The organism is Paenibacillus sp. URB8-2 (assembly GCF_013393385.1).
Taxonomy (GTDB): Bacteria; Bacillota; Bacilli; order Paenibacillales; family Paenibacillaceae; genus Paenibacillus_AQ.
Genome location: NZ_AP023239.1, coordinates 1,976,624 through 1,992,737, shown reverse-complemented (window position 1 = coordinate 1,992,737; position 16,114 = coordinate 1,976,624). Strand labels below are relative to the sequence as shown.

General features: G+C 54.4%; 13 protein-coding genes. 1 reads left to right on the top strand and 12 read right to left on the bottom strand.

What is annotated here, in order from left to right:
* Positions 1-341 precede the first annotated feature (341 nt).
* The 10 genes from ptsP to PUR_RS08990 form a co-directional block, all read right to left on the bottom strand.
* Positions 342-2,054, bottom strand: coding sequence for a phosphoenolpyruvate--protein phosphotransferase (gene ptsP, locus PUR_RS09035; RefSeq protein ID WP_179034953.1), 1,713 nt, complete (start codon positions 2,052-2,054; stop codon positions 342-344).
* Entirely contained in the window at positions 2,047-2,322 is a 276-nt protein-coding gene (locus PUR_RS09030) for an HPr family phosphocarrier protein (RefSeq protein WP_124694758.1), read from the bottom strand. Before PUR_RS09030 ends, ptsP begins: the two co-directional genes overlap by 8 nt.
* 91 nt (positions 2,323-2,413) lie before the next feature.
* The gene (gene ptsG / locus PUR_RS09025) at positions 2,414-4,486 is read right to left on the bottom strand and encodes a glucose-specific PTS transporter subunit IIBC (RefSeq protein WP_179034952.1); all 2,073 of its coding nucleotides are present in this window, start codon (positions 4,484-4,486) and stop codon (positions 2,414-2,416) included.
* A 287-nt stretch (positions 4,487-4,773) separates the two neighbouring features.
* Positions 4,774-5,643 carry a glucose PTS transporter transcription antiterminator GlcT gene (gene glcT, locus PUR_RS09020; protein ID WP_179034951.1) on the bottom strand — a complete coding sequence of 290 codons (870 nt, stop codon included), beginning with the start codon at positions 5,641-5,643 and terminating at the stop codon, positions 4,774-4,776.
* Between the two features lie 226 nt (positions 5,644-5,869).
* Entirely contained in the window at positions 5,870-7,384 is a 1,515-nt protein-coding gene (locus PUR_RS09015; RefSeq protein ID WP_232101785.1) for a flotillin lipid rafts scaffold protein FloT, read from the bottom strand.
* Complete coding sequence (locus tag PUR_RS09010; protein ID WP_179034950.1) at positions 7,384-7,926, bottom strand: NfeD family protein; 543 nt, start codon at positions 7,924-7,926, stop codon at positions 7,384-7,386. Before PUR_RS09010 ends, PUR_RS09015 begins: the two co-directional genes overlap by 1 nt.
* A 184-nt stretch (positions 7,927-8,110) precedes the next feature.
* Complete coding sequence (locus tag PUR_RS09005; protein ID WP_179034949.1) at positions 8,111-9,274, bottom strand: iron-containing alcohol dehydrogenase; 1,164 nt, start codon at positions 9,272-9,274, stop codon at positions 8,111-8,113.
* 166 nt (positions 9,275-9,440) lie between these two features.
* On the bottom strand, positions 9,441-11,024 hold the full coding sequence (locus PUR_RS09000; protein ID WP_179037827.1) for a UDP-glucose--hexose-1-phosphate uridylyltransferase: 1,584 nt from the start codon (positions 11,022-11,024) through the stop codon (positions 9,441-9,443).
* A 44-nt stretch (positions 11,025-11,068) separates the two neighbouring features.
* Positions 11,069-12,058, bottom strand: a complete 990-nt coding sequence (gene galE / locus PUR_RS08995; protein WP_179034948.1) for a UDP-glucose 4-epimerase GalE — start codon at positions 12,056-12,058, stop codon at positions 11,069-11,071.
* A 1-nt stretch (position 12,059) separates the two neighbouring features.
* Positions 12,060-13,238 (bottom strand): galactokinase, encoded by a 1,179-nt coding sequence (locus PUR_RS08990; protein WP_179034947.1) that lies wholly within the window; start codon positions 13,236-13,238, stop codon positions 12,060-12,062.
* 161 nt (positions 13,239-13,399) lie between these two features.
* Between PUR_RS08990 and PUR_RS08985 the strand changes: the two genes are divergently transcribed.
* Complete coding sequence (locus tag PUR_RS08985; protein WP_179034946.1) at positions 13,400-14,257, top strand: AraC family transcriptional regulator; 858 nt, start codon at positions 13,400-13,402, stop codon at positions 14,255-14,257.
* Positions 14,258-14,272: 15 nt separating this feature from the next.
* Here PUR_RS08985 and mgrA read toward each other — a convergent pair whose 3' ends face one another.
* Together mgrA and PUR_RS08975 are read right to left on the bottom strand one after the other, a co-directional pair.
* Positions 14,273-15,277 carry an L-glyceraldehyde 3-phosphate reductase gene (mgrA, locus tag PUR_RS08980; RefSeq protein WP_179034945.1) on the bottom strand — a complete coding sequence of 335 codons (1,005 nt, stop codon included), beginning with the start codon at positions 15,275-15,277 and terminating at the stop codon, positions 14,273-14,275.
* Positions 15,278-15,368: 91 nt separating this feature from the next.
* Entirely contained in the window at positions 15,369-16,109 is a 741-nt protein-coding gene (locus PUR_RS08975; protein ID WP_179034944.1) for an NAD-dependent protein deacylase, read from the bottom strand.
* Positions 16,110-16,114 lie beyond the last annotated feature (5 nt).

Genomic DNA, 16,114 nt, shown 5'->3' with positions numbered 1-16,114 from the left:
AGGTTTGGGTTTTTCGCTGCATCATGAAACCACTTACTTTTATTATCGGTTGAAATAACTACTTCCTGTATATTAATAACCAAATTACCTTCAATTTTTAATGATTATAACCTGCGCAAAAACGCAATTCACTAGAAAATATATGCAAATACCTAAAAAATATGGCATATTTTCGAACATCTTCGCCATTTTGCATGAACATCTCGCCGAAAACGAAAGAAAGTCCGCTTTCCGGGAGTTTCCTTCTCACATAAAAAGGCCGGCCCAAATGGACCGGCTGGAATCATAGTTGGAAAAGTGATTAATTGTAAACCCGAAGGATTGGTCCCGGGTAAGCGGGATTAGTTGCCGATGCCGCGCACCAGAGCAACTACCTCCTCCGCCGTGCCAAGATCCAGAGCTTTAGCTGCCAGTACCTTCATTTCGTCGACCGACAGCTTCGAAATTTGGCTGCGTGCCGGCAAAATGGAAGTTGCGCTCATACTGAACTCGTCCAGCCCAAGACCAAGCAGCACCGGAATAGCGGTTGCGTCTCCGGCCATCTCGCCGCACATACCCGTCCATTTGCCCTGGGCATGAGCCGCGTCGATGACGTTCTTGATCAGGCGCAGGATTGCCGGATTGTACGGTTGATACAGGTAGGATACCCGTTCGTTCATACGGTCGGCAGCCATTGTATATTGAATAAGGTCGTTCGTACCGATACTGAAGAAATCGACTTCTTTGGCGAACTGATCCGCGAGCACCGCAGTGGACGGAATCTCCACCATAATGCCGAGCTGGATACTGTCCGAAACTTCCTGGCCTTCCGCCTGCAGCTTGGCTTTTTCTTCAAGCAGCAGATCGCGGGCGGCGCGGAATTCCGTAAGCGTCGCGATCATCGGGAACATAATGCGCAGGTTGCCGTGAACGCTTGCTCTGAGCAGAGCGCGGAGCTGCGTGCGGAAAATATCCTGGCGTTCCAAACACAGACGAACCGCACGGAAGCCCAGGAACGGGTTCATTTCCTTCGGCAGGTCCAGATAAGGCAGCTCTTTGTCCCCGCCGATATCCAGCGTGCGAACGACAACCGGTTTGCCGTTCATATTTTCCAGAACGGTCCGGTAGGCATTGTACTGAATTTCCTCGGAAGGCAGCTTGTCTCGGCCCATATACAGGAATTCGGTACGGTACAGGCCTACGGCCTCGCCGCCGTTCTCAATCACTCCCGTCACATCATTAGGTGTACCAATGTTGGCCGCCAGTTCCACATGCTTGCCGTCGGCGGATACCGTCGGCTCGTCGCGAAGTTTTTTCCACTCCGCAATTTGCAGTGCATAGGCCTCCTGTTTCGCGCTGTATTCAGCCACCTCGGCGTCGCTCGGGTTAATAAGCACATCGCCGCTCAGACCGTCGACAATGATGAGATCACCCGATTTCACTTGGGATAGCACGTTCTTGGTGCCGACAACCGCCGGAATTTCCAGGGAACGGGCCATAATTGCCGAGTGGGAGGTACGTCCGCCAATATTGGTTGTAAAACCTTTGACATATTGACGGTTCAGCTGAGCCGTGTCGGACGGCGTAAGGTCTTCCGCGATAACGACAACCTCTTCGCTGATTTCTGCAGGGCTTACATAATGAATACCCAGCAGATGGTTCATTACGCGTTTGGTCACGTCGCGCATATCGGCAGCACGTTCCTGAAGGTACGCGCTTTTCATGTTCTCGAACATGGCGATGAATTGAGCAGCCACTTCGTTCAATGCATAGTCTGCATTTACGGATTCCTCGCGGATCTTATCCTTCACAGGGCTAATCAGCTCAGGGTCATCCAGAATAAGCAGATGGGATTCGAAAATCTCCGCTTTCTTCTCGCCAAGCTCCGCCAAAGTACGCTCTTTAATCCGCTGGAGCTCCGCTCTCGATATTTCAAGCGCTTTGTCCAGCTTGGCAACTTCCGCCTCTACATCCGTTACTACGGTCTTCTTGATGGTATAGTCGGGGTGTTCCAGGATAAAGGCTCTAGCTACCGCAATACCTGCCGAAGCCGCGATTCCTGAAATTTTAGTCATTCAGCTCTCCCAGCCCTTCTTTAATCATCACTTCCTGAAGCGCGCTCAGAGCTTCGGTTTCTTCACTGCCTTCGGTGATCAGCGTCAGGCTGTCGCCGGCTTCCAGTCCCAGGGACAGTACGCCGAGGATCGATTTCAAGGTTACTTTTTTGCCTTTGGCTTCCGCAAATGCCTCAGTGCCTTTGAACTTTGTTGCAGTGTTTACCAGGGCAGTAGCCGGGCGTGCGTGAATTCCGTCTTCATCGATGATTCTGAATGTTTTTTGCATAATTATCCAACTCGCTTTCTCTAATTTTTAGTGTATAAGGTAATGGCTTGCGCTTCCATTATTATAAAGGAAGCGCAGCCGGTTTGCACATTTACTGGATGGTGATGATGTCTTTGTCGCCGATCGACACTTTGCCTGGCTTCTTCAGCGTAACCGAGGAGCCTTCCGGCAGATTCGAGAAAATGACCGGCGAAATGACCGAAGGCGCATGTGCCTTCACATATTCCAGGTCGACTTCCATGATCGGCTGGCCTGCTGCGACAAGTTCGCCTTCTTCCACCAGTACGGTAAAGCCTTGGCCTTTCAGCTTCACTGTGTTGACGCCGATATGGACGAGCACTTCTTTGCCGCCGTCTGACATAATGCCGACCGCATGCTTGCTTGGGAATACGTTGAACACTTTACCGTAGACCGGGGAAGCTATCTTGCCGTCGGAGGACAGAAACGCGAATCCGTCGCCCGTCATCTTCTGCGAGAACACGGCGTCCGGAACCTCCGTGATATCCAGCAGTTCACCGTTTACCGGCGAAACGATATCTTCAGGAATAATCGCCTGACCCTCTTCGCCCGCCTGCTTCTCGGCTTCAGGCTCAGGAGGGGCAACTGCAGGAGCGGCCGCCGGAGTTCTGCCTGCGATGACGTCCTGAATTTGCGACTTGATTGTATCGGAACGGGTGCCGAAAATGGCCTGTACGTTGTTGCCCACTTCAAGGACACCCGAAGCGCCCAGCTTCTTCAACCGGTTCTTGTCAACATTCGATTTCTCTTTAACTTCGACCCGCAGCCGGGTAATGCAGGCATCCAAGTGAACAATGTTCTGCTGGCCGCCGAGAGCGGAAAGAATGTTGCGGGGCAAATCGTCGCCCGCGGTGGAAACCGCCGCCGAGTTCGAAGATGCGCCGTCGGCATCATCGTCTACAACATCTTCCCGGCCCGGCGTCTTCAGATTGAACTTGCGGATAACGAAACGGAATCCGAAGTAGTAAATGACGGCGAGTACGAGACCGACCGGAATTACGAGCCACCACTCGGTGCGGTTCGGAATGATGCCGAACAGCGTGTAGTCAATGAACCCGCCGGAGAAGGTCATCCCGATTTTAACGCCCAAAATCTGCATGGTCATGAAGGACAGACCTGCGAAAACGACATGAACGGCGAACAGCAACGGAGCGACGAACAGGAACGAGAATTCCAGCGGCTCGGTAATCCCCGTAAGGAATGAGGTCAAGGCCGCAGATACCATCAAGCTCCCTACCACTTTTTTATTCTCGGGTTTCGACTCGTGGTAAATCGCCAGAGCAGCAGCCGGAAGTCCGAACATCATGAACGGATATTTACCGGTTGTAAACGTACCGGCTGTAAACGGAACGCCGTCACGCAGCTGCTGCATAAAGATTCGCTGGTCGCCCCGGACCAGATCGCCCGCCTTGTCGACATAACTGCCGAACTCGTACCAGAACGGTGAATAAAAGATATGATGCAGCCCGAACGGAATCAGCGAGCGTTCAATCAGGCCGAAGATGAACGCCGACAGCGTCAGGTTCGTATTAATCATATTCTCGGATAAGTAGTTCAGTCCGTGCTGGATTGGAGGCCAGATCACAGTCAGAGCCAAGCCCAAAATCAGGGAAGTAACGGCTGTCATAATCGGCACAAAGCGTTTGCCGGCGAAGAAGCCAAGATAGGAAGGAAGCTCGATTTTGAAGTAGCGCTTGTACATGGACGATGCAAGTATACCGACGAGAATACCGCCGAACACCCCGGTTTGCAGCGTTGGAATCCCGAGCACGCTGGAGTAGGCGAAATCTCCCTTACTCAGCACGTAGCTGTTAATTCCGAGCACCGTTCCCATTGTCACATTCATGACGAGGAAACCGATGATCGCCGCCAGACCCGCAACGCCCTCGCCTCCGGCGAGCCCGATGGCTACACCTACAGCGAATAATAGCGACAGGTTGCTGAACACGATTTGACCCGAGTTCATCAATACGTTGGCGATGGCCTGAACCGTATCGTTCTCCAAAGCCGGAACGTACTGCAGGAAGTCCGGGTTGACCAGCATGTTGCCGATACCGAGCAACAAGCCTGCCGCCGGAAGAATGGCGACCGGAAGCATTAGCGCTTTACCAACTCTTTGTAAAACGCCGAAAAGCTTTTTGAACATTGAAGTGTCACTTCCTTTGACGATTATGAACTGCAAGCAAAATAGAGAACAAAAAAGGCATGAGCGCATACAGCATACCGGTTGTTCCCTAACCCTAAAGTTAGATTACCCCGACAAGGGGGAATACAACCAAATTACTGTAAATCACTCATGCCTGATCGAATCAGTTACACGTAAGTATTCTGTTTTGCAACTTATTAACTATGGTAATAGTAGCATAGATTGCGCTTTCTTGCAATACACAACTTAAAAATACCGCATTCCTTCATTGGCTCAACCGCTTGGCGCTAATTCGGCTTGTTAATGTTGGCCTCATCCTCTTTTTTCTGTGCCATACGCTGCAAATGGACCGTCAAATAACTGACTTCCGCCGGATACACAGATAAGTGCACCCGCTGCTCCATCACCTTGGTCAGCTTCCAAGCGAGCGCATACATTTCCGGATACTCGCGTTTCATCAAGCCGTCAAGCGAGGACGTTTCCCGGACTGCCTCCCCGCGGCGCAGCCGTTCCAGCACGAACCTAAGGTGGGTCACCAATCTCGAGTAATCCAAAGAATCCCTGGGAATATGATATTCGAGACTGTTCTCGACAAGGCTTACCAAATCTCCGATCAGCATGGAGTGCTGCTTGAGCTCCGAAATATGTCTGTTGCTGAGCGCGCTGTGAATGTGCAAGGCGACAAAGCCAACCTCGTCGACGGGCATCGTCACGTTCATTGCCTTGTTTATTTTGTCGATGGCGTATTCGGCCATGGCATATTCCTCGGGGTAAATCTCTTTGGTCTCGTACAAAAAAGGATTATGAAAGGCAACATTTTGCTCATACCGCCGGATGGCGAAGGACAAGTGATCGGTCAGCGCAATATGGATATGTTCATTGACCGGCTTGTGGCTGTGCTGCATGATATACAGGACGATTTCCTGAATCGTTTCGATCAGCTTCTCTTCGACCTGTGGCACAAGCTGCTTATATTGTTCCTGCTCCTGCTGGTTGCGGAGAATGAACATTTTCTCTACGGCGGACAGGTTGATCTGATCGCGGCTTTTGCGATTGAAACCGATTCCTTTTCCAATCACGACAACTTCCGCGTACTGGGGATGATCTGCAATGATAACATTGTTATTCAACACCTTGGCCACAGTAATGCTGCTCACACGTACACCTCTTTTATTTCCGAATACCTTATCTTTTGGCAGCAGCTTAATTGGAAGCGGCACGGTTAAATTATACTATTGGCAGGCTCGGAACATCAAGGAATCTGTAAAAAAGAGAGCCGTTTTTCAAGCAAATGTGTCCAGAAATATTACCTCCGCCGTAGCGGGGTTATAAAGACTTTGCTTGCGAAACGGCTCTGAACATCAAATACGCCGGACAAGTTCTTTATTCAGCTAGAGAAGTTTGCGCCGGAACAGCCGTCGGCGCCTCATCCTTGTTCCGGACGCCGGTCTTAGTCAGTCCCTTGATCAATCCTTCCACATCAATACCCGAGACACTCTTCAGCATTTCCGGCGCGGTCGCCATCAGTCCTGTGACATAATTGCTCACCCGGGCGGCTCCCTCTCCACTGCCTGTATCAACCACTGTCAGTTTATCGATAGAGGACAGCGGCTCAGCGATACGTCCGGCCAGCTCGGGCAGCATTTTCACGATGATGTCCAGCACCGCGGCCTCGCCGAACTTCTGGAACGCCTCGGCCAGCTTCTCTTTCGCTTCCGCTTCGGCCAGGCCGCGCAGACGGATAACTTCGGCATCCGCCGTACCTTTGGCGCGCTCGGCGTCAGCGACGGCCTGCCCCTCCAGCCGCTTCTGCTCAGCAGTCGCTCTTGCCTGCGTCTCTATGCTGTATTGCAGCGCGTCGGCCTCCCTCATCTTCCGGGCCTTGTCGGCTTCTGCCGCCTGCTCCACCGCGTAGCGGTCCGCTTCGGCCTTCTTCTTCACTTCCGCATCATACTGCTTCTCGCGGATTTGGATTTCCTTCTCCTGAAGGTCGATCTCCCGCATTTTGCGGACCAGCTCTACCTTCATCTGCTCCTCCACCGCAGTCTGCTTGGCGCGGGCCTCCTGGATATGGTAGGCCTGGTCGGCGTCCGCTTTGGCCGTATCCTGATCCCGCTTAAACGAAGCGATCTGCAGTTGATTGTCGCGGGATGCCTCCGCAATATTCGTGTCGCGCAGCAGCTCGGCCTTCTGGCCCTGCTCCTCCGCGTTGGCCTTCTGGATTCTTGCATCGCGCAGCGCTTCCGCTTCGGCGACCTCCGCATCCCGTTTGACGGCGGCGATCCGCGGCTTCCCGAGCGCTTCCAGATAGCCGTGCTTGTCGCGCACGTCCTTGATGGTGAAGGAAACGATCTGCAGCCCCATTTTCTTAAGGTCTCGCGCAGCCACACCCTGCACCTCCTGGGCGAACCGGTCGCGGTTGCGGTACACTTCTTCAACCGTCATCGTCCCCAGAATGGCTCGCAGATGTCCTTCCAGCACCTCCTGAGCCTCTGCCTTGAGCGATTCAATGGGCTTACCCATGAACTGCTCGGCGGCCGTAGCGACATCCTCCACCGAACTGCCCACCTTGATGATGGCCACGCCGTCTGCGATTACGGGAACACCTTGCTCGGTATAAACTTCCGGAGTGGTTACATCGAGCTTGTGGGACAGCAGCGACATAAATTCCGCCTTTTGAAACACCGGCAAAATAAACGCTCCGCCGCCGCGCACAATTTTGATTTTCCTGCCGGAGCCATCATCGGAGATATGGTTGTTGCCTAGAAAAGAACCGGTTACGATCATTGCTTTATCGGGACCCACCGTTTTGTAACGCGCCCAAAAAGCCAGGCCAAGAACAATCAAAACGGCGATAACGACTACGGGAATTAATAAATAATCAGGCAACCCAAACATTATGAATCCTCTCCTCTTCTCATTGGTAATTCTAGTTCAGACACGAGCGCCACACCTTCACTGACTTCCACAATGACCACTTTCGTCCCGGCAGGCAGCGTCCTGTGGTCAAAGCTTGCGGCGGTATGAAGCGTATTTGCAGGCCCAAATCTCACCATCACTTCGCCAAAACCCTGCGCGGGAACAGGAACGGTGATTTCGCCGATTTTGCCGGGAAGCTCGCGCATGGAGAAGCCGGTCGACATTTCGCTTTTGTTCATCGGCTTCACAAAACCGAGATACAGCAGCACGCTCAAAAAAGCGGAGATCAGCAAAGACAGGACGAGAATGGCCTCATTCGTAAGCCCGCTGTACCTTGTCAGCAAAATCCCCGCGCCTCCGAACACGGTAATTCCCCCGGCCAGAACCGAGGGGCTCAGGGCATCGAAGGACAGGAAATCAAGCATTCCCCCGAGCGCATGCCCGATCAAATCCCCTGCCAGCAAGCTGACCAAGGCAAATAACACACCCAGAAACAAGCAGCCCATATATAACGTTTGCATTGTTTCTCCTCCGATCTTGGTTCCCGACTCTATACCAATACTAACGTATACCGCATGACATAGGTTTCACAAGTTGTGAATTTTTACCTAAAAAGTTTATTGTCAGGCATCCGGCTGTTTAGGAGCGCAAAAAACCGGAAGCGGCTGCTTCCGGCAAGTACTGTTATTCAAAAAGCTAAAGAACTTACAAGGACATTTTGTAAATCTCAACCACATCTTCCCGCTGAAGCTTGCGGAAATTACCGAACGGTCCGAAACGGACCGCCTTGTCGGCCATATCATCGATATGGCTGCCGTCAATCTCGTAATCCGCCAGGCGGGCCGGAGCGCCGATGGAATTCCAGAAGCCGCGCAGGGCTTCGATGCCCTCCAGGCCGGCTTCGCGGTCGGTTTTACCGGAAGGATCTACGCCGAACACATTCACCGCAAGCTTGCGGAACCGCTCGGGGCCGGCGTCCAGGTTGTACTTCATCCACTGCGGGAACAGAATCGCAAGGCCTCCGCCATGCGGGATATCGTAAACGGCCGAGACGGAATGCTCGATATTGTGCGTCGCCCAGTCTCCGGCAAAGCCCATGCTCACCATGCCATTCAGGGCCATCGTGCCACAGTACAGAATCGTCTCGCGCAGCTCGTAGTTCTCAAGGTCATTCACCAGTTTAGAGCCGGCTTCCATCATGGTCCGCAGCAGCGCTTCACAGAAACCGTCCTGAACGGGCGTGTTGCCGTCCGTGTGGAAATAATGCTCCAGGACATGCACCATCATATCCACAACGCCGTACACGGTCTGGTCTCGCGGCAGAGAGAAGGTAAACTCGGGATCGAGAATGGAGAATGCCGGGAAAGCATGAGGGCTGCTCCAGCCTATTTTTTCCATGGTCGCTTCGTTCGTAATTACCGAGTTGCTGTTCATTTCCGAGCCTGTCGCCGCCATCGTCAGAACGGTGCCGAGCGGCAGGGCTCCCTGCGGAACCGCCTTGCGCTCCACGAAATCCCACATATCGCCTTCGTACTTCGCGCCCACGGCGATCGCCTTGGCGCAGTCCAGCACGCTGCCGCCGCCGACAGCCAGAATCAGCTCAATGCCGTTATTCCGGCATAATTCCACGCCTTTATGTACAGTGGACAGGCGGGGATTCGGCTCGACTCCGGCCAGTTCCGTTACGTTCGCGCCGATGCTTTGAAGCAGCGAGGTTACTTTGTCATATAGGCCGCTCCGTTTAATACTGCCTCCTCCATAGAGAAGGAGCACATTTTTTCCGTATTTGGGAACTTCGGCCGATAATGCATCCAGCGTGCCTTTGCCGAAAATGAGCTTCGTCGGATTATAAAATTGGAAATTACGCATAGGTAGACCTCCGCATATTAGATTAGTCCTGCATCCCTTTATTATAGCCCTCTGATTTTTGCCGTTCAAACGGGCGGAAGTTCATGTAATGGATCAAAGCAAACCGGATCAGAGCAAAAAAACCGGCTTCTCCGCAAAGAGAAACCGGCCTTACCGCTCGCAAGACTTATTCAACCGCGCCAAAGCTCTTCACGAAACGCCGGAAAGCTTCGCGGCCTTCGGATGTGCGTTTGTATACGCCTGCATGCTCCAATATCTGTGCGAACTTGATGCCGACTTCATTCCGGACCGTCCGAACGGCCTCTTCGCGGTCCATTGCCGTGCCAAAGCGTCCGGCCAGCTCCGCGATCCAATCCGCATGCTGGGCCAGAGGATGGTCCTCTCCGCTTCGCACCGCTTCCAGTTCCGCCGTATTGCCGGCCAGAATGTCGGCGATGTCGTCCAGCTCCTTCTTGAGCCTTCCCGGCAAAATTGCCAGGCCCATGACCTCGATGAGGCCGATGTTTTCCTTCTTAATATGGTGCATCTCCCGGTGCGGATGGAAAATGCCCTCGGGATGCTCTTCACTGGTCCGGTTGTTGCGAAGCACCAGATCGATCTCATAGCCGCCGCTTTCACTGCGCCGGACAATGGGAGTGACCGTGTTATGAGGCTGCCGCTCGCCCTCAAATTCGGTGAAGGCCAGAACATCGGCCTCGGGGTCGCTGTAGCTTTTCCATGCTTCGTAAAGGTCGTCTGCGCATTCCAGCAGGATGCCCGGCTCATCGCCTTGCAGGCGGATCACCGACATCGGCCAGTTAACAAGCCCCAGGCCCACTCCCGGATACTTTGGATGCTCGAAGGCTTGGTCAATCGGCGCCTTTTGGAGCGCAAAGGTATGGCGGCCTCCCTGAAAGTGGTCATGCGTCAATATGGAGCCGCCCACAATCGGAAGATCCGCATTCGATCCGATAAAATAGTGCGGGAACTCGCTCACAAATCCGAGCAGCCGCTTCAGCGTATCCTTCGTCAGTTTCATCGGAACATGATCATGATGAAATACGATGCAGTGCTCGTTGTAATACACATAAGGCGAGTATTGAAAAAACCATTTCTCGTGATTGAGCTCTATCGGAATAGCGCGCAGATTCTGGCGGGCCGGGTGGTTAAGCCGCCCGGCATATCCGATATTCTCCCGGCAGAGCAAACATTTCGGATACACCGGAGGCGGAAGCAGCCGCGCCGCGGCGATTTCCTTCGGGTTTTTTTCCGGCTTGGACAGATTGATCGTCATTTCAAGATCGCCGTAAGGCGAAGGCTGCAGCCAGTAGACATTCTTGGAAATGCGGTCCATGCGGATATAGTTGGAATCGATGCTGAGCTGATAGAAACGGTCCGTCGCGGCGGCGACGCCCTGTTCGGCGCCCAGCCGGTAAAATTCCGCGTTCACTTCCGACGGACGCGCCATTAGCAGTCCCATGATCTTAGCGTCTAGCAGATCCCGGTACGTATCGCTGTTCTCCGGAATCAGTCCAATTTCGAAGCCGTAATCAATCAGAATATCCAGCGGGCCCTGCGGTCCGTTCAACTCCGTTTCATCGACTTCGCCGGCATATGGTTCGCTGAAGCGGAACTGCTCCAGCAGAAGATTGCGGCTGTAATCGGTGTCGGCGGGTTCGAACAGGCGCCGCCTGGCGGTGAACAGCACCAGTTGTTCGATGGCATGCAGTGCCCGGCTGGCCGAGGAGGCCGATGAATTTTCGCTGGTCATGGCGTTAGACTCCTTCATTGCAGATACCGTATCAAGGGAGCTCATCAGGCTTCTCCGTACCCTTGCGGGTGGGACGAATGCCAATTCCAGGCGCTGCGGATAATTTCCTTCAGATCGGCGCGGGAAGGATTCCAGCCTAGCACGCTGCGGGCCTTGTCCGAAGAAGCCACAAGCACGGCGGGATCGCCCGCGCGGCGTTCCTGGATGGCAACCGGGATGTCAAGACCGGTCACTTCTTTGGCCGTTTCGATCACCTCTTTGACGGAGAAGCCGAGGCCGTTGCCGAGATTGAACACATTGCTTCCGCTTCCGCTTCGCAGGTAGGTCACGGCCCGGATATGGGCGTCCGCCAGATCGCTGACATGGATGTAGTCGCGGATGCAGGTGCCGTCTTCGGTCGGGTAATCGTCGCCAAATACGGCGATGTTTTCGCGCTGTTTCAGCGCGGTCTGGAGAACGAGCGGGATCAGATGGCTTTCCGGACGATGATCCTCGCCGATTTTTCCGCTTGCGTGGGCCCCGGCGGCATTGAAATAGCGCAGCGCCACGTATTTGATTCCAAGCACCTTATCGAACCACGACATCATCCGCTCCATCGTCAGCTTTGTTTCCCCGTAGACATTGGACGGCTGGGTGCGGTCCGTCTCTTCAATCGGCACCTTCTCCGGCTCTCCGTAGGTTGCAGCGGTGGAGGAAAATACAATTTTGTCCACTCCCGCCTTCTGCATGCCTTCCAGCAGGCACTGCGTGCCGTAAACGTTGTTGTCGTAATATTTTACCGGGTCTTTCATGCTCTCTCCGACGAGGGAGCTTGCGGCAAAGTGAATGACCGCTTCAATGTCGTTCTCGGCAAACAGCTTGGCGAGTATCTCCTTGTCCCGCAAATCGCCTACATACAGCTTGCCGCCCAGAAGGGATTCCCGATGCCCCGTCACAAGACTGTCCAGCACCACTACCTCTTCGCCGCGATCCAGCAGTTCCGCCACCGTATGGGAACCGATATACCCCGCTCCGCCTGTTACCAAAATTGCCATCTTACTTCACTCCTTCCAGTTGATTAACACCGTTTCCGATGCCGCATACGTAAAATTCGCCCTTAAGGCCCGTTCTTTCCTCATACGCTTTGCCAACTTCCGAAATAAAACGGTCGATGTCGTCTTCATGCACCAGCGATACGGTACAGCCGCCAAACCCCGCTCCTGTCATACGAGAGCCGAGCGTGCCGGGAATGCGCTGAGCTTCTTCGACCATAACATCCAGCTCCTTGCAGCTTACCTCATACAGATCGCGGAGCGAAGCGTGCGAGTCGTTCATAAACCGGCCGAACTGCTTCAAATCATTGTTCTTCAGCACCTGGACGGAATCCAGCACACGCTGGTTCTCTTCGACCACATGGCGCGCCCGCCGTCTTACGGTCTCATCCTGGATCTTGTCCGCATGCCGCCCGAACTCGTCCGGTTTGAGCTGCGCCAGGAATCCGAGCGAAGGAATCTCTTCGCGCAGCGCGGCGAGCGCCTCGTCGCACTGCTGGCGGCGTTCGTTGTATTTTGAATCCACCAGCCCTCTGCGCTTGTTCGTATTGCCGATAACCAGTTTATAAGCTCCGGTAATAAAAGGCACCATATCATATTCCAGCGAGTTGCACATCAGCAAAATGGCATGGTCCCGTCTGCCGACCGCGACGGCGAACTGGTCCATGATGCCGGAATTCACGCCGACGTAACGGTTCTCCGCGCGCTGGGACAGCAGCGCGATTTCCACCGTATTCACGTCACCGCCCTCAAGCGTCAGGAAGGCGTATGCCGTAACGACCTCGATGGAAGCCGATGACGACAAGCCCGCACCGTTCGGAATATCGCCGTGGAAGAACAGGTCGTACCCCCGAGACACGGGATGCCCTTGTTCCTTAAGTTCCATCATGACGCCGATTGGATAATCCACCCATTCACCGGTCTTCTCTTTGCCGACATCAGTATAGTCGATGGATAATACATATGGAAAATTAGTTGAAGCGAACGTCAGCTTTCCATCCACGCGAGGCCGTACGATCAGCGTAGTGCCGAATTCCAGCGCCGCCGGCAGCACGTATCCCCCGTTATAGTCGAGGTGCTCGCCGATCAGATTGACCCGGCCCGGAGCGTAAAACACTTTCTCCTCCAAGCCGCTTTCCCCGTATTTTTCAATAAATGCTGCTCTGAGTTCCTGCACGCTCATAAATAAGTTCCACCCTTTCGCCGCTTATCCTTCCAGACTGAATATTCAGTTCCTTTATGCTTATAGTATAATAAAAGGGTTCTATGACTGTAATGCAATCATGTGTGTAATGTATGGATAAATGTGACTTTACCCAAGCATAGAAAGAAAGGGATCAGTGGATGGAACAATCCTACTCCGTCGCTTCCAACCCCGTGTATTACGAGGAGCAGAACCTTCATGTATTGTTCGCGGGCGAAAGCCAGACACCCCCGACGCACCAGGTCGGACCAAAAATCTACGATTATTTCCTGCTGCACTGCATTGAAACGGGAGCAGGTGTGTTCCGTACGGAGCAGCGCACTTATGAGCTTGGACCGGGGGACTGCTTTCTCATTCATCCCGGCCAGCTGGTCAGCTATGTCTCCGATTCCGAGCATCCGTGGAGATACCGCTGGGCGGCCTTTTCCGGCAAGGAGGCGGACAGTACCGTCCGCGAGGCAGGCTTCTCTCCCGAGCAGCCGGTGGCGGCTTGCGGCGAAGGAAGCGTCATTCCGGGAGCGCTGGCCGGCATTATGGAAACGTTCTTCGCAGGCCGGGAGAGCGGTCATTTGACCTCGCTTGGACTGCTGTATCTGACGCTGGGCGAGGCGGCGGGAATGCTTAAGGCTGAGTCGGGACCCCAGGGTAAGGACTCGCAGGTGAAACGGACCGTCAAGCAGATGATCCACTACATGTCCTCGCAGTACGCCCATCCCGTCTCCATTGAGCAGATGTGCGCGAGTCTCGGCTACAACCGGGCTTATCTGTCGCGCATTTTTAAGGAGGAGACGGGCCTGTCGCCCGTTACCTATCTGCTCAAGCTGCGGATCGACAAGTCGCGCCAGCTGCTGCGCGAACGGCCGGAGCTGTCTGTGGAGCAGGTGGCGGCCTCGGTCGGCCTGACCGACGCCCTGTATTTCTCGCGCCAGTTCAAGCGCTTCTGCGGACAGTCGCCGACGGCTTACCGAATATTCACGGCACGGCAGCAGGACAACTAAGCCCCATCCTGGCGGTTAACCGCCGTTCTCCGCTCCCAGAATGACCTCGATCCTTTCCAGCTCCTCCTGCGAGAATTCCAGATTGGACAGAGCAGCGACATTCTCTTCGATTTGGCTGACCCGGCTCGCGCCGATCAGCGCGGAGGAGACTCTGCCGCTGCGCAGCACCCAGGCCAACGCGAACTGCGCCAGGCTCTGGCCGCGCGCCGAGGCCATCTGATTCAGCAGCCGCACTTTGCGCAGCGCCTCCGGCGTAATCTGGCTTTCGTTCAGCGCGGTCGAAGGCTTGGCCGCCCTGGAATCGCCGGGAATACCGTTCAAGTATTTATTCGTCAGCATTCCCTGCGCCAGAGGCGTAAAGGCGATGCTGCCGACGCCATTGTGTTCCAGCACATCCTGCAGCCCGTTCTCGATCCAGCGGTCCAGGAGGGAATATCTGGGCTGGTGGATCAGCAGCGGAGTGCCAAGATCCCTCAGGATGGCGATAGCGGCTTCCGTCTGGTCGGCGGAATAATTGGACAATCCGACATATAAGGCCTTGCCGGAGCGGACGGCCTGGTCCAGCGCGCCCATTGTTTCTTCCAGCGGAGTCTCCGGATCGGGACGATGGGAATAAAAAATATCCACATAATCCAGCCCGAGCCGCTTCAGGCTTTGGTCCAGGCTCGACAGCACATATTTACGGGAGCCCCACTCTCCGTATGGTCCCGGCCACATATAGAAGCCGGCTTTGGTTGAGATCACCATTTCGTCGCGGTAAGGCGCCAGATCTCTGACGAGTACCCTGCCGAACAGTTCCTCCGCGGAACCCGGGGGAGGACCGTAATTGTTCGCTAAATCGAAATGGGTGATGCCCAGATCGAAAGCCCGGGTAATCATGTCCCTGCCGTTCTCATAAGCATCGATTCCGCCGAAATTATGCCACAGTCCAAGCGAGATGGCCGGTAGCTTGAGTCCGGATTTACCGCAGCGGTTGTACCTCATTGCCTCATAGCGCTCGTCGCTTGCCACATATACCATGCGTATCCCTGCCTCTCGGTCTAGTGTCTACCCTGTTCTTAAACTGCCGCAGGCCATCATAATCTCCGTTGCCGGAGAGCAGCACGAACGGTCAGGACAACAGCTCTCCTATTCTGTCCATCGCCTGGCCGATTCGATCGGTAATAATCAGATCTGCGCGGGAGTCGTAAGGCGTCGATTCTCCGTTGAGCAGCACCGTATGCTTGCCATGAAAATATTGGATCAGACTTGCGGCAGGCTGAACCGTCAGCGAAGTCCCGCCGATGAGAAGCAGATCTGCGTTTGCAATCGCCTGGACGGAATCATTCAGCACCTGATCGTCCAACTGTTCCTCATAAAGCACAACATCCGGCTTAATGATGCCGCCGCAGGCCGGACAGCGGGGGACGGTTTCGGCGCTGCTTGTAATGGCATCCAATCCGTAATAGCGGGAGCAGCTCATGCAGTGGTTGCGGTGCACGGACCCGTGAAGCTCCAGCACGCGCCGGCTGCCCGCCTTCTGGTGAAGCCCGTCGATATTCTGCGTCACGACCGCGCTCAGCCGACCTTCGCTTTCCAGCCGGGCCAGCAGGCGGTGGGAGCCATTGGGTTCCGCGTCGGGATGGAGCATCTTGGTACGGTAAAAATCAAAAAAGACATCAGGCTTGGACATGAAAAAGCTGTGGCTGAGCATTTGCTCGGGCGGATACGGCGAATGCTTCTCCGTCAGGTACAGCCCCGCCGCGGAACGAAAATCGGGAATGCCGCTTTCCGTGGACGTTCCCGCCCCTCCGAAGAAGACGATGCTGCCGCTTTCCTGTATCCAGGAAGCCAAGGTCTGCAAAGAATCCATAGCTT